Consider the following 20,534-nt stretch of genomic DNA (forward strand, 5'->3'; position numbering starts at 1 on the left):
AAATTAATGTGAAGGACTTTATCTTACATGATTATGCCTTTAAGAAAACAGTTTGTCTCTTTTTTCTGCTTCTTTTTCTAACCGTTTCAACTTTTTACCGTATGCCAATTTTGTGATTAAAACAAACAATACCGGTACAACAAATATCGCTAAAGAAGTTGCTGCCAACATCCCTCCAAAAACTGTCCAACCTATTGTTTTCCTAGATTCTGCCGCCGCACCACTTGCAAAAACCAATGGCAAAACTCCCAAAATAAAAGCTAAGGAGGTCATTATAATGGGCCTTAACCTTAGATCTACGGCTTGCAAAGTTGCTGTTAAAATATTGATCCCCTTATCCACACGTTCTTTGGCAAACTCTACTATTAAGATCGCATTTTTTGCAGCCAATCCAATCAAGGTTATCAAACCAATTTGTGCATAAATGTTATTGCTGATGCTGGGGATAAATGTTAATACCAAAATAGACCCAAATGCACCTATCGGCACAGCAAATAATACAGAAAATGGAATAGACCAGCTTTCATAAAGTGCAGCTAAAAATAAGAATACAAATATCAGCGATAAGCCAAATATCAAAGTAGAACTGCTTCCCGCAGCTACCTCTTCTCGGCTTAAGCCAGAAAATTCATAACCATAGCCTTCTGGTAGTTCTTTGGCGGCAACCTCCTGTAAAGCTTTAATTGCTTCTCCGCTACTTACGCCTGGTGCAGCAGAGCCATTTATCTCTATAGAACGATAGATGTTATAATGAGAAATTAACGAAGGGCTTTCTATTATTTTTGTGGTAACCAAAGAACCCATCGGAATCATTTCTCCCCTGCTGTTACGTACATAATATTTATCCAACTCATCAATAGAAGAACGATAGGTACTATCAGCCTGAGCAACAACTCTGAAATTTCTGCCATAGAGGTTAAAATCGTTTACATAAGAACTTCCTAATAAAGTAGAGAGCGTACTATAAACATCCGTTAAGGAAATACCTAATTTTTTAACTTTATCCTTATCTACATTTACCTGATAACTAGGGGTGTTGGTGCTAAAAAAAGTATAAGCTTTACCAATTTCTGGCCTTTTGTTAACGGCAGCTAAAAACTTTTTAGCAACGGCATCAAACTTCTTGATATCATCTGCACTGGTAGTTTGTTGCAACTCAAATGTAAAACCAGATGTTGCCCCCAAACCCGGGATCGCTGGTGGCCCAATGGCTAAAATCCTGGCCTCTTTAATATCAGCGGTTCTTTTTTGCACTTCTGCCATAATGTTAGACAGCTGTAATTCTTTGCTTGTTCTATCTTCCCATGGATCTAACAGAACGAAAATAGTACCCGCATTAGATTTATTTGAAAAACTGATGATGTTTAAGCCCGCTAAACCACCAACCGTTTTAACGCCCGGGATCTGCTTTAAACGTCTCTGTATTTCTACCAACATTTCTTTACTTCTGGTGGTAGAAGCACCCTCTTGCATTTCATAGGTTACATATAAACGCCCTTCATCTTCTGATGGCACAAAACCCGAAGGTTTATTCTTGAACAAGAAAAATAAACCGATGAATAAGCACACCATCATAATCAAAACTTTTGGGGTTGCCCTAATCCATAAAGCCACTCCTTTGGTATAAGAGCGGTTCATCCTATCAAAACCTTTATTAAACCAGGCAAAGAAGTTTTCTAACCAGTTTTTCTTAGCGTCTTTATCTTTTGATGGTTTTAACATCAGGGCGCACAAAGCAGGGGTTAAAGAAAGTGCTACAAAAGCAGAAATAATTACAGAAACTGCAATGGTAATGGCAAATTGTTGGTACAAACGACCTACGATACCCGGCAAGAAACCAACGGGAACAAATACTGCGGCCAAGATCAGCGCAATAGCTATAACTGGGCCCGATATATCTTTCATTGCCCTTTGAGTTGCCTCTTTGGGCGATAATTTATGATGATCAATATAATGTTGAACCGCTTCTACCACCACAATGGCATCATCTACAACAATACCAATGGCCAAAACAAAGGCGAAAAGCGTTAAAGTATTGATGGTAAAACCAAAAGGAATAAACAGAATGAACGTCCCGATTAAAGAAACTGGGATCGCTAAAACAGGAATTAAAGTAGCCCGCCAATTTTGGAGGAACAAGAAAACCACGATTACCACCAAGAGCAAAGCCTCTAATAAAGTGTGCAAAACCTCGTTCATAGAAACTTTTACTACCGATACCGTTTCCAATGGCATTACGTAATCTATATCTTTAGGGAAAGATTTTTTAAGCTTTGCCAACGCTTCGGTTAATCCTTTGTAAGTATCTAAGGCATTTGCACCGGGCGCTTGATAAATTAATACAAAAGCCGCTGGTTTACCGTTCACAAAAGCATTCGAGGCATAATCGAATTTACCCAATTCTACCCTTGCAACATCTTTAAGGTAAACAACTGTTCCATCAGAAGGGACGGTTCTTACTATGATGTTTTCAAACTGTTCTGGTTTGTTTAATCTACTATTTGTTAAAACGCTATATTCAAAAGTTTGGGTGTTTGGTTGTGGGTTTCCGCCGATGGTACCTGCTGCAACTTGCAAATTTTGTTCTCTTAAAGCACTCAGAACATCGGTAGTTGTTAGATTAAGTGCTGCTAATTTCTCTGGGTCTAGCCAAACCCTCATGCTAAATTCATCTGCTCTAGAAACAATATCGCCTACACCTTTTACCCTTTGGAGCGCATCTTTAACATACAAATTGGCATAATTACCAACAAAAGTGGCATCATGTGTGCCTTTTGGCGAATAAAAAGCCAAGGCCACCATAATACTCGGGTTTTTTTTTGCTACGGTTAATCCTAAATTTTTTACGGCATCAGGTAATCTTGGCTCTGCAACCCTTACCCTATTTTGTATTTCTACTGCTGCATTGTTTATATCGGTACCTAACTCAAAATTCACATTGATAGAACTTTGCCCGCTTGAAGTACTATTGCTAGACATATATGTCATGCCGGGCGTACCATTAACCTGCGTTTCAATGGCAGTAGTAGTAGTTTGTTCTACTGTTTGAGCATCTGCACCGGTAAAATTGCCAGAAATAGAGACAGAAGGTGGCGTAATATCAGGATATTGGGCAATAGGCAAATTAAACATGGAGATTAACCCAACCAATACGATAACAACAGAAACAACTATTGCAGTAACTGGTCTTTTTATAAATACATCTGATACCATTTATCTATTTTATTTACTCGATGATACTAATCTTAATTTTTTTTTGAGGTTTTTATTTAATCGGAGCTTGTTTCTCAACCGGTTTGGTAGTGATAACAGCGCCTTCCCTCAAATTTTGAACCCCCTCCACTACAATTTTATCATCTTCGTTTAAACCATCTTTTACTATCACATCTTTATCGATAGTTTTACCTAAAACAACCTTGCGTTGTGAAACCTTGCTGCTATCACCAGGAACGTAAACAAAAAATTCGCCCAATTGCTCTACCACGGCTTTGCTAGGGATAACAACAGATTTGCTTTTATTATTGCTTTTAACCCTTACGGTAGCGTTCATTCCCGCAATCAGCATATTCTTTTTATTGGGAAAAACTAATCTAGCTTTGATGGTTCCTGTTTGAGGATTTACAGCCCTATCTAATAGAGAAAGTTTGCCCGGATAAGGATAAACATCGGTACCAAAAGCCAAGGTAAAGGTAGAATCGTTCTGGCTTTGTTTATCGTTCAATAATTTGTTAAAGCGATAAATTTCTTTTTGATCGATGTTAAAATCTACTGCTAATTCTGCAACGGTAGAAATGGTATTAAGAACGGTTTGCCCCGTTGCCACTGCGGTACCTACTTTAACTTGCGAAATCCCTATTATACCATCAAAAGGTGCATAAACCTTGGTATATTTCACGTTAGTTTGTACCGCGTTGATATTTGCTTTTCCTGCGGCAACTTGCTCTTTGGCAACCCTTAAAGCAGCATCGGCGTTATCAACCAATTGTTTGGCAATCGCATCTTTTTTATCTAATTCATGGTAACGATCAGCATCTTTTTGTGCTTTATTCAAATTTGCTTTTTGTACTTGCAAAGCCGCTACCGCTTGATCGTAATTTGCTGCATAAAGCTGATTATCTATACTATATAAAAGCTGACCTTTAGAAACTTTATCCCCGTCTTTAAAATAAATACCTGTGATATTGCCGCTAACCTGAGGGCGTAATTCTATCTCGTTTAGCGGAACAACAGTACCGGGATACTCGTCAAAATAAGAAGCATGGGTAAAATTTACGTCCTCAACAGTTACTGGTACAGCGGGAGGTGCTGCTGCCGATTTATCTTTTTTATCGCCACAGGCAACCATCAAAAATAAGGCTATTGAAGCAAAAGCTGCTACTGATTTATTAGATAACATATACGTTATTGATTAATTTGATTAATATTTAATTTGCCCTAAAGCCTTCTCCACGTCTATTTTGCTTATCAACAATTGATAAACTGCATTGTAATAATTAATTTGTGAGGTACGCAAATCTGTTTCAGATACAATTACTTCTAAATAGGTTTTGATCCCAGAACGGTATTGAAGGTTTACCACCTCATAAACCTCTTTTGCCAGCCCCATATTCTCTTTTAGGGCCAAATAATTGGCATAATTACTTTTATAAACAGCCAAGGCTTGCTCATATTCTGTATTAAAATCATTCTTCAATATTTCCAGGTCTAAAGCGTTGCGCCTTAATCTAAATTCGGCGATATTGATATTATCCCTACGTTTACCTCCCTGAAAAATGGGAATGCCCAAGGTTATGCCTGCATAAGAATTTGGAAAGCTCTTATTGTATAGATTACCGAAATTATTGTTCTGAAAATTAAAGTTATAGGCCCCGTTTGCAGATACCGAAGGTAAATAACTCCATTTATTATATTTTAAGTTAGCATCTAATAAACGTCTTTGAGTTTGCAATTGGGCAAATTCTATTCTGTTATTATCTACCAAGGTCTGTGTGGTGTCCAAAAAAACCTCGTTCTCTAATTGTAAGCTATCATAAACGATGTTCAGTTTTTCATTTTTTGGATAATTCATCAATGATTTTAAAAAAGCCAACCTTGCATTTAAGATAACTTCATTACTTTTTTGGTTTGCCTTGGTGTTATTAAGCGTGATAGTTGCCCTTTTATAATCTATTTTATCTGTAATACCTGCCTCATACTGGTTGTAGGCATCTTTTAAGCTTCTTTCTAGCCTGCTAATATTAGAATTTGAGATTTTTATCTGTTGTATGGTTGATAAAACATTATAAAATGCCTTAGAAATATTTGCCACCAAATCGATTTTATTACTGGCAGTATTTTGTTTGGCCTGCAACAAAACATCGCCTTTTGTATTGGCCGCCAAAAGCGCATCTCTATTAAAAATATTTTGGGAGGCATAAAACTGTGCGCTAGAAGTATTATCAACACCTAACTTAACGGGATTGCCACCTATTACAGAGGTTTGTACGATAAAATTATGTTGCAAATTATAATTGAAATTTACTTGGGGATACCAATCTGCTAATTTGCTCTTTATGGTAGATTCTGTAATTTTCTCATCTAAATAAGCTTGTTGTAAAGTTGGCTGCCTTTTTAAAGCATATTCTATGGCGTTATTTAAAGTAACTTCTTTTAGTAAACTATCGGGCTGGGTGGTTTGTGCCAACGCACTAAACGGAAGAAGCGAAGCAAGAAACAAACTTAATTTTATGATTTTCTTACTGATATATCTATTCATATTTATTGTTTAAACGCTATGGCTTTATTTTTAACACCAATGCTTTACTTTGTTTGGGCAAGGTGGCAAAATTAGTTCTTTAAAATTTTAAAACTTGTAATCAAAATGCAATTGTTTTATGAAAAAATTAAACAAATCAAGGTGTTTTTGAAAATAAAATCGAATATTTAACAAAAAAAACTCTTTATTGTTGCGATTAGATAATTGTGTAACATCAATTTTATATAAAACAGATTATCTGATTGTTAATTCAAAAAAAAGAAATAAAATACATTTATCGGATTTTGATTAACTTAACATTATGCTTGCACAGTTAGACCTAAAAAGTATTTTAGTTTTGGATATTGAAACGGTGCCTCAATGTGCCGATTTTAATGATTTACCACCTCACTTTCAAAAACTTTGGGATTTAAAAACAAGTTATCAGCGTAAAAACCAAGAAACGGCAGAAGAGTTTTATCAGAGAGCTGGCATTTGGGCAGAATTTGGTAAAATCATCTGTATCTCTGTTGGGGTTTTTGTAGATGATAAAAGATTGAGGGTAAAGTCTTTTTACGATCATAACGAGACTGATTTATTGAAAGAATTTAACCATCTTTTAAATAATCAGCCTGCAAACCTAATGCTATGCGCACATAACGGTAAAGAGTTTGATTTCCCTTATCTCTGTAGAAGGATGCTGATCAATGGGTTAGAAATCCCCGTTCAATTAAATATTGCCGGCAAAAAACCTTGGGAAATCAATCACTTAGATACTTTAGAGCTATGGAAATTTGGCGATTATAAAAATTATACCTCCTTAAACTTATTGGCAGCAATCTTCAATATCCCAACTCCAAAAGATGATATTGACGGTAGTATGGTTGCCCATGTTTATTGGGAAGAAAACGATTTAGAAAGAATAAAAACCTATTGCCAAAAAGATGTGATTACTACCGCAAGACTTCTACAGCGTTTTAAAGGCCTGCCATTTACAGAAGATAATGAAATTACTTACGTTGATTAATGGGCCTACTACAGATCAATAAGCTAAATATCGCTTTTAAATCTGGCGAAAGCCTATTCGAGGCCATTAAAGATATCGACATTAGGCTTAATGAAGGCGAAATCATCGGTTTGGTTGGCGAGTCTGGTTCGGGAAAATCGGTAACCTCTTTGGCCATAATGAGATTGTTAGAAAAAAGCGCCAATGTTTCTGGCGAGGTTTTATTAAAGGATATAGATTTACTCGCAATCTCTGAAAAAGAGATGCAAGCTTACAGGGGAAATGAAATCGCGATGATTTTTCAAGAACCCATGACATCTTTAAACCCTGTAATGAAATGTGGGGCCCAGATTACGGAAAGTATCGTCTTGCACTTAAGATTAAACAAACAGCAAGCAAAAGAAAAAACGATTCGGCTTTTTGAAGAGGTAAAACTACCAGAGCCAAATGAGGTTTTCAATAAATACCCCCATCAATTATCTGGCGGACAAAAACAAAGGGTAATGATCGCGATGGCTTTGGCATGCAACCCTAAAATTTTAATTGCCGATGAACCTACAACCGCTTTAGACGTAACCGTACAAAAAAGCATCTTAGAATTATTGAAAAGGATAAGAACCGAACGCAATATGAGCATGATTTTTATCTCTCACGATTTGGGCGTAATAGCAGAAATTGCTGATGAGATACTGGTGATGTACAAAGGCGAGATAGTAGAACAAGGAGCTGTTAAAGATATATTTAATCATCCAGCTCATCCATATACCAAAGGTTTACTGGCCTGCCGCCCAAACCCCAAATTACAATTAACAAAATTACCAACCATTGCAGATTTTGCAAAAGAAAGCAACGGGGAATTTAATTATACCAAATTAAAAATAAGTGATTTACAAGAGAAATTTAAGGCTGCAGACGAAGTTATCCATAAAAACAGAAAATTGCTTTATGAGGCAGCTCCCATCTTAAAAATAGAAAATTTAAGTACTTGGTTTCCAAAAAGCAAATCGTTTTTTAGTAAGGATAAAGTATTTACCAAAGCTGTAAACGATGTTAGTTTTGAGGTTTATCCCGGTGAGACCTTTGGTTTGGTTGGCGAAAGTGGGTGCGGCAAAACAACTTTGAGCAGAACGATATTAAAACTTATAAAACCTACAAGGGGTAAAATTATTTTTGATGGTAAAGATATATCGGGTTTCAGCGATAAAGAAATGAGACCCTTAAGAAAAGATATCCAGATTATTTTTCAAGATCCATATTCATCATTAAACCCTGTAAAAACCATTGGCGAAGCTTTAATTGAACCTTTGATTGTGCACCAAACTTTAAAAAACAACAAACAGCGAAAAGATTTTATGATTGATTTGATGGAGAAGGTTGGTTTAACTGCATCACAATTTAACAGGTATCCCCATGAGTTTTCTGGCGGTCAAAGGCAAAGGATCGTTATTGCTAGAGCATTAGCCTTAAAACCGAAATTGATCATTTGCGATGAATGTGTTTCTGCTCTAGATGTTTCTGTGCAAGCGCAAGTGATCAACCTTTTAAAGGATCTGCAACAACAATTTAAACTTACCTATATCTTTATTTCTCACGATATGGCAATCGTAAAACACGTTTCTGATAGGATGATGGTAATGAATAGAGGGCAAATTGAGGAAATTGGTTACCCTGAAGAAATCTATCATCACCCAACCAAGGCTTATACACAAAAATTGATCAACGCAATGCCGATGGGAATAAACTTAGATTAAACATAAAATGATCTGGTTTTTACCAAATCATTTTATGTTTAGAAGAGATTAGAAATTATGCAGAATTTCTTGCTGCATTAACGATCCCATATAAAGTCCTTAAAATCAGTTTATCATAAACTTCTTTTTGCTTTGGTTTAGTGTTTTTATCCAAGCTTTTGATAATTGCATAACGTTGGATGATAACCAGAGGCAGGATGATTTTTTCCCTAACATCGATAGATTGTGCTTCTATTGGGTATTTCTCCATCAAAACCTCGGTATCTGATAAATCTAATAACAGTTTTTGGGTCAATTGATACTCTGCATGCAGCATTTTCCAAAATTCCCCAAAAGTTTCATCATCAGCTAAGTAGGCCGTTAACCTAAAATCGGCTTTTTTCATAGACATCATACAATTATCTACAATGGTTTTAAAAAACCCAGAATCTTTGTAAAGATTTTTAATGTTTAACCATTCTCCTTCTTCTTTTACCTTAGCCAAAGCGGTGCCCACGCCGTAAAAACCCGGTATGTTTTGTTTCAACTGACTCCATGAGGTAACAAAACTAATGGCTCTTAAATCCTCTAATTTTAATTCGGCATCAGAGTTTCTCTTTACCGGGCGGCTGCTAATGTTTATTTGAGAAAGCATTCTTAAAGGGCTTTGTACTTCCATAAATTTTAAAAACAAAGGGTTTGTTCTTAAATCTACAAAGGTGTTATAGCTTATATCTGCCATTTTGCTCAATAAAACTTTCTCGCTCTCATTCATTGTATTTTCTTTCTGTTTATCTAGAGCAGAAGAAATACCAGCATGTATCAATTGTTCTAAATTATTGATTGAGGTTTGAAAAGTACCATAATGCGAACTTATTGTTTGCCCCTGAACCGTGATTTGGATTTGTTTGTTAGCCACATCTTTACCAAATGAAGCATAAAACTTATGTGTTTTACCTCCACCTCTTGCTGGTGGGCCTCCTCTGCCATCAAAAAAGGCCAAATCAATCCCGTTTTTTCTAGAAACAGAGGTTAAAGTAAATTTTGCATAATATAAAGACCAGTTAGCCATTAAATAACCACCATCTTTTGTACTATCAGAAAAACCCAGCATAATAACCTGCCTATTTTTTCTGCGTTCTAAATGTTTTGAATAAATAGGGTGGCTATAAAGGCTTTGCATCACACTTTCAGCATCTTTTAAATCGTCTATGGTTTCAAAAAGTGGTACAAAATCAATATCTAATTCGTCCATTTTCCATCCGCTCCATAAAAACAATTGCATCAGTTGCAATATATCGGATGCTTTTTGGCAGTTGCTGATGATGAAACGATGGCAAGCTCTTTTTCCGTTGTTCTTTTGAAGGTCTTTAATCAGTCTAATAACATCCAAACTATCTTTACTAAGGTCTTCAAATTTTTTATAGTCGATCAGTTCGGCGGCATTTAAAGGTATTGAAGAGATTTTATCGCTTTCGGATAGATCCATATATCTTTCGCTAATGCTGCCTTTAATTTCGGGGTTCGTCATGCACTCTTCAAAAAGCCTCCTTAAAACCCTGCTATCTTGTCTAATATCCAAAGATGCGAAATGGCAGCCGAAAAGTTTCACTTTCCAAATCATATCGTCCACAATATCAACAAATAAGCTATCGTGATACTCTATTAAAACACGTTTAATATTTCTTAAATTCTCTAAAAGGTCTTCTTTATTATCGTAAACATTAACATTAGCCCTAAATGCATTATCATAAATGATGGTCTCTAAAATATCCATGTATTTCTCAACGCCATTAAATGTTACCCTGCGTTTCATGTTTTTAAAATCACGGTAGTAACACCTAAACAAAGCTTTCCTTAAAAAAGAAGAAACTTGATCGGTGGTTCCTGCGGTTACAAAAGGATTGCCATCCCTATCGCCGCCTGGCCAAAAACCTAGTTCTATTAAAGAATGGTTATCTAGGTTTAGGTTAAAAACATTTTCCAGGTTCCTATGCACATCCGAAGCTGTTTGGTATAAAATATTCTCCAAATACCAGGTTAGGCTGATTGCTTCATCTACGGGAGTAGGCTTTTTCTTCTTAAAAAACGGGGTTTTACCCAATTGTTGCAATAAAAGGTTGATGGCGTTAACATCATTTTCTTTTATGGCATCGGTCAAATCCGTCATGATGCCTAAAACAGGGCCAGGGTAAAACTGGGTGGGGTGAGCGGTTAACACCAACCTCAACTTAAATTCCTTTAAACAATCTTGTATCTTTTTATAAAGTACCTCGTCTTCTAAAGATTTATTCATCAATGTTTTTAACGAAGTTGCTTCTTCTTGGGAACTGATTTTACTGAATGCGGCATCTTCAACGGCATCAAACAAAACCACTTGCCTTTCAATGTATTGGATAAACCTAAACAACAGATCAGTAGTGTCTTGCTGTTTGGTTAAGCCCTTTTGCTGGGTAAAAAAAGATTCGATAATTTCATCTGGCTTTAACCTGTTTTCAATGCCTTTCTCGCAATGATCAAAGAAATAAGGCAGGGCAAGGCCTGTATTCTTAACGCTGTAAAATGGAAGGGTTAAGAATAAACTGTTATAAAGGTCAAATTTTGTTGTTACTTCATTTTTGAAAATGATATCTTTTGAATTGAGTTGTTTGTTTAGTTTCGACATGATGTGTGAAAATTACAAAATCTTTGTTAGTACACAAATAAATAAAGAAAATATACCATTTTAAGTTTCAGACTAGTTAATAAATTATTGGCTTTTTAAAGTAAAACTTTAACAAATCATAAAATATAAAAAATTAATATTCTGATGGATAATAGATTACAGCATTCAACTAAAAAAAATCAATAATTATTCAAATAATATTTGCCAAAATGATTCGCTTTCGTACTTTTGCGGCGGAGAGCTGGCAGAGTGGTCGATTGCGACAGTCTTGAAAACTGTTGACTGTAACAGGTCCGGGGGTTCGAATCCCTCGCTCTCCGCGTAATAATATTAAAAGCCTGTTAAATCGTTGATTTAGACAGGCTTTTATGTTTAAGCTTTATTCTGCTAATTCATCAGCATCGCAAGTTATTACTATAAAAAACTGACAATCAAGTATTTTTGATACATTGTGAGTTCGAATCCCTCTCAGATTAACCTAATTTATGAAACAAAAATCACGCATTAAAAAAAGCATCCAGGAAATTTAGAGCAGAGAATAGCTGATTTCCGTGCTCGAAATGAAGAGGAAAGAGAAAAAGCATTAGACGCTCTTATTGTAGATATCATCGTTCAAGCGACGTTGTAAGAATATTATGAAATAACTGGAAGTACTGAAGGACGATAAATTATCTAAGCAAAGAACATTTTATAGTCCAAGATTTATATCTGCTCATCAACCTCTTCGCCTATATTTTTCAAATAAGCGTTTAAGTTAATTGCAGGAATTGTCCCAATTGCTTGCTGTAAGTATCTCGTTAGCTGCATAAAGAAAGTTACAAATGAGTGGTCAGCCTCGCTAAATTTCATCTTATTAAACTTCCGATTAGCATAAAATTTTAAATAGGCTTCCTGTCCAACTATTGTAATTTCTTCATTTGGGTTATAATCAATATAAAAACTACCATAATCAGCGATACACCCTAAATCAACACTTTGGAGATTATCTAACGCTTTGATATGCTTTTCAATTGTATCATTATTCTTATGAGTGAAACCGTTAGTGCTGCAAAGAATTCCACCTATTATTTTTGTTAAGGGGCGGGGAGTAAATTTTGTGCCTCCGTTAATAAAGCTTGCAGCCTCTCTTTTTAGCACTCTTACGCTTTCAATTTTTTCTCCTGCATATTCTATGTATGTTTTTTCTCCAACATTACCTTGTATATCAGGTTTTACTTCAAAAACTGCATATACTCCTTCTGCCGGAACATAGTAAAATCCATTCTGATTAAAGATAAAAGGAGTAAACCAATTGTCATATACAACAATATCCATTTGTTGGCTTGTATTGCCTTCGTGGTCTATTACTATTGCTTTATCAACGCAATATCTGTTTGGTAAATATTTTCGCAACCATTCAATCCAAGCATTTTCTATCGCGTCGCCTTTAGAACCAGGATGGTCAATAAATTCTCTATTTGTATTTAGTTGGGCAGACATCTGGCGCTGCAACCCATTGAATAATTGTTTTAAATCGACTTTAGTCATATTTATATAAGTTATTTTCAAACCATACATAAAATCCAAAATCTACTGTGTTTTTGGAATATCCTATTATTAATAAAACAGGATTTGCAATGGAAGTATTTTTGTTATTAATAATTGTATTTATTGCCGAAATATCTGTTGCGCTCGGGATGGGGCTATTATTCGGATGAGTATGCCATTCTCCGATGTAAATTTTTATCGGGGTGCCTGTATAAAATTCCGTAAATTCATTTTCAATTCCTTCTGTACTTCGTTCAAAAGAATATTTTGATGCTTGATATCTCTTTGGAAGCACAGTATCTGTAATGTGCAAATGCCGGTTATCTTCGGAATAATACCCAATTAAAAATCCACCAAATTCTTTCTGGTAATGAGTTTTGCCAATTTCCAAAAGTTTATTCAGTAGTTCAGCTTCAAGGCTTAACCCTATTTTTTCTATTTTTAAAATCAAAATTCCTTTATACTAATGTTGAAGCAATTTGTATCATCCGTTTCAATGAAAAAATTTCGTAGTGTCTTTTCTTGCTCGAACTTTGTATTTATCTGTTTTATCGCTGCCTGTACAAGAACATTTATATCATTATATGAGGCTTTAAACGTCGGGCTCCAACATCCTGTAGGATTATGCAAGTCGTCAACATCAAACTTTAATATATTCCCAGCAAATTGAGAGATGATGAAATCATATCTGTTTTGTTCCGCAGCACACACCAAATGTTTGGCGTGATTTGATATTGAAAGATTTAAGAGTGTTGACTTTATTTGTAGCTGACTTAACACATATAGCAAACCATTGTCAGCCGAGCAATCAATTATAATATCATACTCTTCAAGATGTTTTTCCATTTCAGCTTTGATACCGGTATCTGCCAAGTGCGATTTAATGAAAAAATCAAAGGCTTCGGAATAATCATATCCACCATTAATCGGCTCAAAGAAGGGAGAAATTAGACACAATTCGTTTATCAGATCATTGGTCTTATTTGTAATTCCTGTAAAGAAAGAATATTCTGACCTGCAAACATTTTCCGGTTCTTTTACATCAAACTCAATAAAACCTAATCTGCGGCAACCACATCTTATCAATGTTTTGGCTAATATGCTTCCAACGGCTCCGATTCCAATAATCAATATTTTACTTTCAGTTATTCGCTCACTTAGTTTTCCTCTGCCAAAAAAGTATTTATAAGAACAGTTTCGGGTCATCGCCCAATGGATGGACCTATCTTCTTCAATCTTTGTAAGCCATTGCTTGTCTATTTTTTCGCCGTAGATAGGAAAGTTACCAATCTCAAGTATAATGGCCTGCCAATGAATTTCTGTTTCAGAAATATTGTATCCTACAAATAAAGGAAGCGTTTTCCCATTCTCTTTTGCCAGTCTTTCTTCAACATTGTGTAGAAATTTTAAAAAATCTTGTGGTAATGTCGTCTCAAAGTCTTTCCAATCATTAAAAACCCATCGTTGATTTTTACTTGGTGCATCTTTTAAGAAGACGAATAATGCGGTGCTTTGAGGCAGGTTTTTAAGTTGGAAATTCCAATCTACATCTACTATTTTTTTCCTATCCTTATTTAAGAAAGCTTGGAAAATACTGCTTTGAATATTCTCTTTATAAAAAACCCCATTGTTCATTATTGAATAATCAACAAAGCCAAATTGGTTTTTATGAAAAGTATAATCTACTTCACTAAAGAAGTAAGCAAAATAATTTTCCTTGAATGCTTTTTGTGGTACAATTAAATGTTCATAATGAGTATCTGAATCTTTGTTGATGTAGTATTTCTTAATCCAAGCCTTTACAGATTCAATATCATATATCAGTTTTTGGGACAAAACAGGAGTATGTGCCGTATGAATGCAGATGGCTCCATTCTGCATAATGTGTTTGTGTTCTATTAAATTATCATTAGAAAACTTAATAGTTTCAGTCTCGTGGCTTTTAAACGGATATTGAGGATGGATAGTAACATTGAATTCTAATGGCTGCATCAAACCGCCAACAAAAACTGTAATACATCCCTCGATGTCAATTTTGCTTTGCTCAAATGGCTTTACAATTTTCACATCGGGGATGCCTTTTATCACTGTATTGATTTCATTTACTCTTTGGCTCATTATAATTATCCAAAATTTAGTTTCGGTGGAGGGACTGGCATACCGCTGTTGGTTCCATATTGGTTAGTTTTAGACTCTTCCTTTTTAAACTTTGAATTTTCAGGAAAATAGGTTTTCAAATTTTCGTCATTATCCCTAATCCTGTCAAGCATATTTTTCATATCATCCGATAGCTGTTGTTTTTCGTACGAAGTTAAAGTGTCGGCCAAATCATTAGAGCTATTACCTGGGTCTTTTAGTGTAAAGCTGTCCTTGGTTACGTTATCCCTAATATATTCTAAGACAGTTTCAAGTTTCTCCCAAATACTTCCGGTTATGGTTTTGTTATCAAATGCTTTAATAGTAATGAGTTCCAAAAAGAATGATTTTGTAGGATAATTATATTTAGTGTTTTTCCAAACTTTCAAAAGGCGTATAATTTTTCTTATTGAATCTTTTTCATCCGTAGCTCTGGTTTTAATGTTATTGATTTGAGCTTTGACATTAGTTTTAATACGTTCGCTTCCTGCATCGATATTCCCGTACTTGTAATACACATACAAGTTCAAATTTTCATTTTCCTTGTATTGGTCTTGAGATAACTCTCGTCCTGGGACAACATCAATCTTAATTACGTCTCCATCACTATCTGCATAAAACTCCAGCCCAATTGAAACCTTTTGTTTTTTAACCTCGGCAACATCTTTGTATTTTTCGTAAAGGAAATCATAGACATCTTCATACATTTCTTTTAATGTTCCGCTGCAGCCAAAAGCATTACGTTTGAATGGAGACACCAAATCGAAATCGAATTTTGTGTTAATAGCGGTATTCTTGGCGTACGAACCGGAGTTAAACGGAGAGTAAATGTCGCTCTCGTATTTGTCTTCTAAGGCTTCTTTAACCTCGTTTTTCTTTTTGACGTATTTATCAAAAAGTGTTTCTTCTTTCGTTATTTGATGCGTCGAAATAACTGAATCTAAATGTTTGTTTTTATCCATTTTGTAATATTTAAAAAGTTACTGATGCATCTATAGGCATCCAAATACAAAGTTACAAAATGTATTCCAAATAATAAATCTGTCAACCAAATCTGTCAACCAGTTAGTTTTTACTTAAATTGTGAGATAATGCCCTTTTCTAACGCGTTTGCTGTATGTGAACTTTTGTCATAGTTACAACTGATGGCACAATACACCATAATACTATTGCATTTGTCAACCAAAACAATTACCTTTGCGGTACAAAATCAATATACAATGGAAACAAAAGCAATATTTGCGGAAAGATTTAAGTCAGCCCGTCTTATGAATGGTTTCTCATTGCAGGATTTGGCTGACGCTTTAGGTGGTACTTTATCACGTCAGGCGTTGCATCGTTACGAAAAAGGAGAAGTCATTCCTGATGCAGAAAAAATCAATTTGCTAAGCAAAGCACTTAATATAAGTCCTGATTATTTTTTCAGAACTACTAAAGTTGAATTTAGCGATATCGAATACAGAAAGCTAAGCAGAATGCCACAAAAAGATGTGGCAATCATCAATGAAACTACTAAAGAATATCTTTCACGCTACTTAGAATTAGAAGAAATTATCGGACTTCCTCATAGTTTTGATAATCCTCTAAAAGATTTTGGAAAGGTTACTACTTATGAGCAGGTAAATAAAGCTGCTGAACTGTTAAGGAAGGAATGGTCTTTAGGCACTGGCCCAATATTCAATATCGTTGAACTTTTGGAAGATAAGAATATCAAAGTTGTAAAGTTAAGTGTGGACGAAGATTTCGATGGCTTACAGACTTTTGTTAACAAAACCATACCTGTTGTAGCTTATAATGAAAGAAAGGCTAATAAGGCTGATAGAATACGTTTTACTTTGCTTCACGAGTTGGCTCATTTACTTTTAGTATTGGGTGATGTAACCGAAAAACAAAAGGAAACTTTATGCCATCAGTTCGCAGGAGCAATGCTACTTCCTGAAGAAGCTATTAAAGCAGAATTAGGTAACCACCGTACAAAGCTATCGACTTTAGAACTGGGTAATATCAAAAAACAATATGGCATTTCAATGCAGGCCATTGTGATGAGAGCAAAGGTTTGTGGTATTATCAATGACAATTATACCAAACAATTCTTCTTTTTAATTAGACAGCAAAATTGGAAAGTAGATGAACCCGTAGAATATCAAGGAATTGAAGAGAGCAACCGCTTCGAACAATTATTATTTAGAGCTTTGATTGAAGACCAGATTTCAATGTCAAAAGCCGCTTCATTATCTAATCAATCTTTGGCTGAATTTAAAAAACAGCATCAACCGATGTTTTAGTATTGATTCCCAAAGCCAAAAACTGTCAGGAGAATGAAATTAAAAATAGCTGTTACAGATGCTTGTATTTTTATAGACCTTTATGATTTAGGTCTTGTTAATGAATTTTTCCAACTTGAAATAGAAATACATATTACGACCTCAGTTTATTTTGAATTATATTCTGAACAGCAACAAATTTTAAAAGCCTATCAATCCGTTGATAGACTTCTTGTTCATAATCTCAAAGAGGAAGATTTTCTTCAAATTCAGTCAGAACTTTATCCTAAATCTTTATCTGAAACTGACAAATCAGTTTTACACGTTGCCAATAAATTAGATGCTTGTGTTTTGAGTAGCGACAAAACCGTTCGTAATTGTGCAAAAAATAAAGATATTGAGTATCACGGTATGATTTGGATATTTGATAAACTTGTAGAAGCCAATATTCTTACAAAGAAACAAGCGGCTTTGAAGCTTGAAGAACTCGTCTCAACTAATTTTATTTTTCAGAATAACAAACCTTTAGTTGACGAGATACAAATGAGGCTGAAGTTATGGCAACAATAGTGGATATATAATATTTATTAGTCTTCTTATTTTTTAACAAGTAACAACACTACCGTTTTAAGCCATCGAAAAACGTCAAAAGCGGTATTAAGTGTTCGACTGTAATCCCTTTCAGCCCGCACCTAAAATTTATAAATCGTCTTTAATTAACTTTAGACGGCGATTTTTTGTTTTGAATATATTTGTAATTAAAAAAACCTTACCTTTAAGGCTCAGAAAAATTATTATCGCAATTTGGCATCATTACACCTAGAAGTAGATTAGCAGAATTTACTGCCATCAAAATCTGTTGTTAACCCTAAATAATTCGGTATTTCTAACCCAAAAAATTCTTCTTTTCTCTTTTCGGGAATCAATTCATAGGCATTTGCCCCTAAAAACAACTAAACCACCACGAACTTTTATTGTCTGATGGTTTAGCTTTTTGAAAAATCAATCAAAAATGATACTAAATTAAATAGAAATAAAAAAATCAGGGAGCAAAACTTATATCTCCCCGATTGAATAAACTCATAACTTGAAGCCCAAACCAAGGTAAAAACTTCTGCCGATAGACGGAATGATTCCCGGGCCAGGATATTCATCCGTTCTTTTGGTAAAGTACCTTTCATCTGTTAAATTATTTCCCCCGGCTTTTATATTCACATTTTTTAGGCGAAGGGTAAATGCCATGTCCATTACCGTATAGGAAGGAATTAACCCTGCTACCGCATCTGCAGATGGAATTATGGAATTCGCTGCATCCCCGAAAGATTTAGAGGTATAACTTAATAGATAGGTGGCAGACAGGTTTTTATATTTCCCGGTAACGCCAGAACGGTTAATTACTTTAGGGGCATACTCCACCTGTTTGCCTTTGTATTCGCCGCTGATGTATTTGGCATCTATAAAAGCATTGGAATTGAAAATGCTGAATCCCCAGTTTTTCTGCATCGGCGAAAGCCATTTGGTTAAATTCAATTCCAGATAACTTTCGATTCCTTTATGCTCGCTATCTGCGATATTGGTTCTGAAAGGATAGGTATTGCCTTGACTATCGGTTTTTTCTATCACACCAATTCTATCATTGTAACGCAAATAAAATAAACTGATATCATAATTAAGGTAATTTTTGAGTATCCCCCTAAAGCCTGCATCCACATTAAATCCTTTGGAATCTTTTAAATCAGGGTTTACTTGGGCGATACTTCCTAATGGGGTAAGACTAGAATAGTCAATCGGGCGATAAGCTTGTGTAATGTTTCCATAAAGGTTACTATTATAGTTGAGATTATATTGCAACCCTAATCCACCTAAAAGAAAACTTCTTGTTTGAGCATAATCACTTTGCAAAACCTCACTATCATCTTCTGAGGGATTGTAACCCTTTACACTTGATTTGATAAATTCATACCTCAATCCAGGGGTAATGGATAGCTTTCCAAATTTGAAGGTGTTTTCTATAAAAGGGGCAATATTGGTAGTATAAAAATTAAGGTCATATTCATAACCGGGTTCTACTAAAGTTAGGTCATAACCTGTTCCTGTGGTGCCTTTTCCACCTCCTTGGCGGTGGAGTTTGCCATAAAAACCTCTGATACCAGCAGCCAGATTACCCGAGAAAGCGTTATTCTTATATTTTCTAAAAAAACGAAGTTCTGAGGTATTGTTATTAAATTTTTCGTTCTCCACTTCCCTGTTTACATACTGACCGGTTATTGGGTCAATATCATCAGGTGCACCTGGTCCACCATCTTCATTACGCCATACCAGAGAACGCCTGCTTAAGTTAAGTGCATTTGTTAGAGAAAGGAAGGTGTTTTCTGAAATTTGATAATCTGCTTTTGCCGTAATCACGTTCCAAGGTGAAGTAATCCAATTGCGAGAGCGGTACGAAGCTCTGCTATCTGCGTTAAATTGCTCATCTGTAAAGCCACCTGGCATCTGAATTCGATTTCTTAAGATAGAATATTCTAAACCCAGTTTTAATTTTGCAGACGCCTGGTAGGATAAGCCTCCGAAACCGCTCAACTGCTTCAATGAAGAATTTGGCCGCCAGCCATCATTTCTTTTGTGCTCTATAAAACTGAAATAATTCAATTTACCAATTTGACCACCCACAGCATTGTAGGCATTTACAAAACCAAAACTCCCTGCTGTTTCTTTCGATGTGAATTCAAAACGCTTGTTTGGGTTTCCTTTCTTTAAAACGTAATTAATCACTCCACCAAACTGAGAACCAAATTGAAGCGAGGAAGAACCTTTGATCACTTCTATTCTTTCCACGGCTTCAAGCGGGGGCAAATAATATGATTCAGGATACCCGTACAAATCTGCGGCAATATTGTAGCCGTTTTGGCGTGTATTTGTCTCTATGGATTGTGAAGGATTCAACCCTCTGAAACCAATACCATTGGTAGGGAAACCGCTTCCTTCTGTTTCAGAATAATTGGCTCCGGGTACCCTGCCCAAAACCTGCCTTGGATTATTCTGTGCCGTATTGGCATCTAAGCTATCCAATAAAATTACTTCGGTTTTTTTACCCGAATAATTAATATGATTGCTGCTTTCGCCCAAATAACCCATCCCCTTAATAGCTCTTACATCTGTTACTATTACCTCTTTTAAAGAAATTTTTTTGTTCCTCAAACTGTCTGGTTTTTCCTGTGCCTGAACTTGAGCAATGGTCAAGGAGGCTATCATCATTAATGGTATCTTTTGCTTCATTTTTATTTAGACTAATTATAAACAATGGTGCAAGTATAAGACTTTATTAATTTTAACCAAAATAAATTTGAGAAAATCAAATAGTGCTGAATAACAATTTATAAAAATCAAATAAAAAAAAATTGAGCTTATAATTTTGAAAACCTCTATCGTTAGGATAAGAAATCAGGTCAACTTAAATAGCATTTAAGAACTG

13 protein-coding genes and 1 tRNA gene are annotated in these 20,534 nt (G+C 35.3%); 5 read left to right on the plus strand and 9 right to left on the minus strand.

Annotation, left to right across the window (positions count from 1 at the left end; genetic code table 11):
• Positions 1 to 39 precede the first annotated feature (39 nt).
• The 3 genes from I5M32_RS13440 to I5M32_RS13450 are packed head-to-tail and all read right to left on the minus strand — an operon-like array spanning position 40 to position 5,755.
• A complete protein-coding gene (locus I5M32_RS13440) occupies positions 40 to 3,213 on the minus strand; it encodes an efflux RND transporter permease subunit (protein WP_200587235.1) in 3,174 nt (1,057 codons plus the stop codon).
• A 52-nt stretch (positions 3,214 to 3,265) separates the two neighbouring features.
• Entirely contained in the window at positions 3,266 to 4,396 is a 1,131-nt protein-coding gene (locus tag I5M32_RS13445) for an efflux RND transporter periplasmic adaptor subunit (protein WP_200587237.1), read from the minus strand.
• Between the two features lie 21 nt (positions 4,397 to 4,417).
• Positions 4,418 to 5,755: a TolC family protein gene (locus I5M32_RS13450; RefSeq protein WP_200587239.1), complete on the minus strand. Its 1,338-nt coding sequence runs from the start codon at positions 5,753 to 5,755 to the stop codon at positions 4,418 to 4,420.
• 301 nt (positions 5,756 to 6,056) lie between these two features.
• Here I5M32_RS13450 and I5M32_RS13455 point away from each other — a divergent pair, with 301 nt between their 5' ends.
• Both I5M32_RS13455 and I5M32_RS13460 read left to right on the plus strand, forming a co-directional pair.
• Positions 6,057 to 6,761: a 3'-5' exonuclease gene (locus I5M32_RS13455; protein ID WP_200587241.1), complete on the plus strand. Its 705-nt coding sequence runs from the start codon at positions 6,057 to 6,059 to the stop codon at positions 6,759 to 6,761.
• Entirely contained in the window at positions 6,761 to 8,491 is a 1,731-nt protein-coding gene (locus I5M32_RS13460; protein WP_200587243.1) for an ABC transporter ATP-binding protein, read from the plus strand. The genes I5M32_RS13455 and I5M32_RS13460 overlap by 1 nt, the downstream gene beginning before the upstream one ends.
• A gap of 55 nt (positions 8,492 to 8,546) precedes the next feature.
• Here I5M32_RS13460 and I5M32_RS13465 read toward each other — a convergent pair whose 3' ends face one another.
• Entirely contained in the window at positions 8,547 to 11,135 is a 2,589-nt protein-coding gene (locus I5M32_RS13465) for a phosphoenolpyruvate carboxylase (RefSeq protein ID WP_200587245.1), read from the minus strand.
• A 235-nt stretch (positions 11,136 to 11,370) separates the two neighbouring features.
• On the opposite strand from I5M32_RS13465, the gene I5M32_RS13470 reads away from it, so the two are divergent.
• A tRNA-Ser gene (locus I5M32_RS13470) sits at positions 11,371 to 11,455 on the plus strand.
• Between the two features lie 382 nt (positions 11,456 to 11,837).
• On the opposite strand, the gene I5M32_RS13475 is transcribed toward I5M32_RS13470, so the two are convergent.
• From I5M32_RS13475 to I5M32_RS13490, 4 genes are read right to left on the minus strand one after another with little or no spacing between them, the layout of a single operon-like run.
• Positions 11,838 to 12,662 carry a DUF6602 domain-containing protein gene (locus I5M32_RS13475; RefSeq protein WP_234461958.1) on the minus strand — a complete coding sequence of 275 codons (825 nt, stop codon included), beginning with the start codon at positions 12,660 to 12,662 and terminating at the stop codon, positions 11,838 to 11,840.
• Complete coding sequence (locus I5M32_RS13480; RefSeq protein ID WP_200587247.1) at positions 12,655 to 13,113, minus strand: Mov34/MPN/PAD-1 family protein; 459 nt, start codon at positions 13,111 to 13,113, stop codon at positions 12,655 to 12,657. Before I5M32_RS13480 ends, I5M32_RS13475 begins: the two co-directional genes overlap by 8 nt.
• The gene (locus I5M32_RS13485) at positions 13,110 to 14,780 is read right to left on the minus strand and encodes a ThiF family adenylyltransferase (protein ID WP_200587248.1); all 1,671 of its coding nucleotides are present in this window, start codon (positions 14,778 to 14,780) and stop codon (positions 13,110 to 13,112) included. The genes I5M32_RS13480 and I5M32_RS13485 overlap by 4 nt, the downstream gene beginning before the upstream one ends.
• Before the next feature lie 5 nt (positions 14,781 to 14,785).
• On the minus strand, positions 14,786 to 15,760 hold the full coding sequence (locus tag I5M32_RS13490; RefSeq protein WP_200587250.1) for a nucleotidyltransferase: 975 nt from the start codon (positions 15,758 to 15,760) through the stop codon (positions 14,786 to 14,788).
• A 258-nt stretch (positions 15,761 to 16,018) separates the two neighbouring features.
• Between I5M32_RS13490 and I5M32_RS13495 the strand changes: the two genes are divergently transcribed.
• On the plus strand, positions 16,019 to 17,083 hold the full coding sequence (locus I5M32_RS13495; protein WP_200587252.1) for a helix-turn-helix domain-containing protein: 1,065 nt from the start codon (positions 16,019 to 16,021) through the stop codon (positions 17,081 to 17,083).
• 33 nt (positions 17,084 to 17,116) lie between these two features.
• Positions 17,117 to 17,632 (plus strand): PIN domain-containing protein, encoded by a 516-nt coding sequence (locus I5M32_RS13500; protein WP_200587255.1) that lies wholly within the window; start codon positions 17,117 to 17,119, stop codon positions 17,630 to 17,632.
• 510 nt (positions 17,633 to 18,142) lie between these two features.
• On the opposite strand, the gene I5M32_RS13505 is transcribed toward I5M32_RS13500, so the two are convergent.
• Positions 18,143 to 20,338, minus strand: coding sequence for a TonB-dependent receptor family protein (locus I5M32_RS13505; RefSeq protein WP_200587257.1), 2,196 nt, complete (start codon positions 20,336 to 20,338; stop codon positions 18,143 to 18,145).
• Positions 20,339 to 20,534: the final 196 nt, after the last annotated feature.

It is taken from the genome of Pedobacter segetis (assembly GCF_016623585.1).
GTDB classification, from domain to species: domain Bacteria; phylum Bacteroidota; class Bacteroidia; order Sphingobacteriales; family Sphingobacteriaceae; genus Pseudopedobacter; species Pseudopedobacter segetis.

What these genes read in the sequence shown, in the direction of transcription:
- I5M32_RS13440 (WP_200587235.1), bottom strand. Translation starts at nt 3,213, where the DNA reads ATGGTATCAGATGTATTTATAAAAAGACCAGTTACTGCAATAGTTGTT.
- I5M32_RS13445 (WP_200587237.1), bottom strand. Translation starts at nt 4,396, where the DNA reads ATGTTATCTAATAAATCAGTAGCAGCTTTTGCTTCAATAGCCTTATTT.
- I5M32_RS13450 (WP_200587239.1), bottom strand. Translation starts at nt 5,755, where the DNA reads ATGAATAGATATATCAGTAAGAAAATCATAAAATTAAGTTTGTTTCTT.
- I5M32_RS13455 (WP_200587241.1), top strand. Translation starts at nt 6,057, where the DNA reads ATGCTTGCACAGTTAGACCTAAAAAGTATTTTAGTTTTGGATATTGAA.
- I5M32_RS13460 (WP_200587243.1), top strand. Translation starts at nt 6,761, where the DNA reads ATGGGCCTACTACAGATCAATAAGCTAAATATCGCTTTTAAATCTGGC.
- I5M32_RS13465 (WP_200587245.1), bottom strand. Translation starts at nt 11,135, where the DNA reads ATGTCGAAACTAAACAAACAACTCAATTCAAAAGATATCATTTTCAAA.
- I5M32_RS13475 (WP_234461958.1), bottom strand. Translation starts at nt 12,662, where the DNA reads ATGACTAAAGTCGATTTAAAACAATTATTCAATGGGTTGCAGCGCCAG.
- I5M32_RS13485 (WP_200587248.1), bottom strand. Translation starts at nt 14,780, where the DNA reads ATGAGCCAAAGAGTAAATGAAATCAATACAGTGATAAAAGGCATCCCC.
- I5M32_RS13490 (WP_200587250.1), bottom strand. Translation starts at nt 15,760, where the DNA reads ATGGATAAAAACAAACATTTAGATTCAGTTATTTCGACGCATCAAATA.
- I5M32_RS13495 (WP_200587252.1), top strand. Translation starts at nt 16,019, where the DNA reads ATGGAAACAAAAGCAATATTTGCGGAAAGATTTAAGTCAGCCCGTCTT.
- I5M32_RS13500 (WP_200587255.1), top strand. Translation starts at nt 17,117, where the DNA reads ATGAAATTAAAAATAGCTGTTACAGATGCTTGTATTTTTATAGACCTT.
- I5M32_RS13505 (WP_200587257.1), bottom strand. Translation starts at nt 20,338, where the DNA reads ATGAAGCAAAAGATACCATTAATGATGATAGCCTCCTTGACCATTGCT.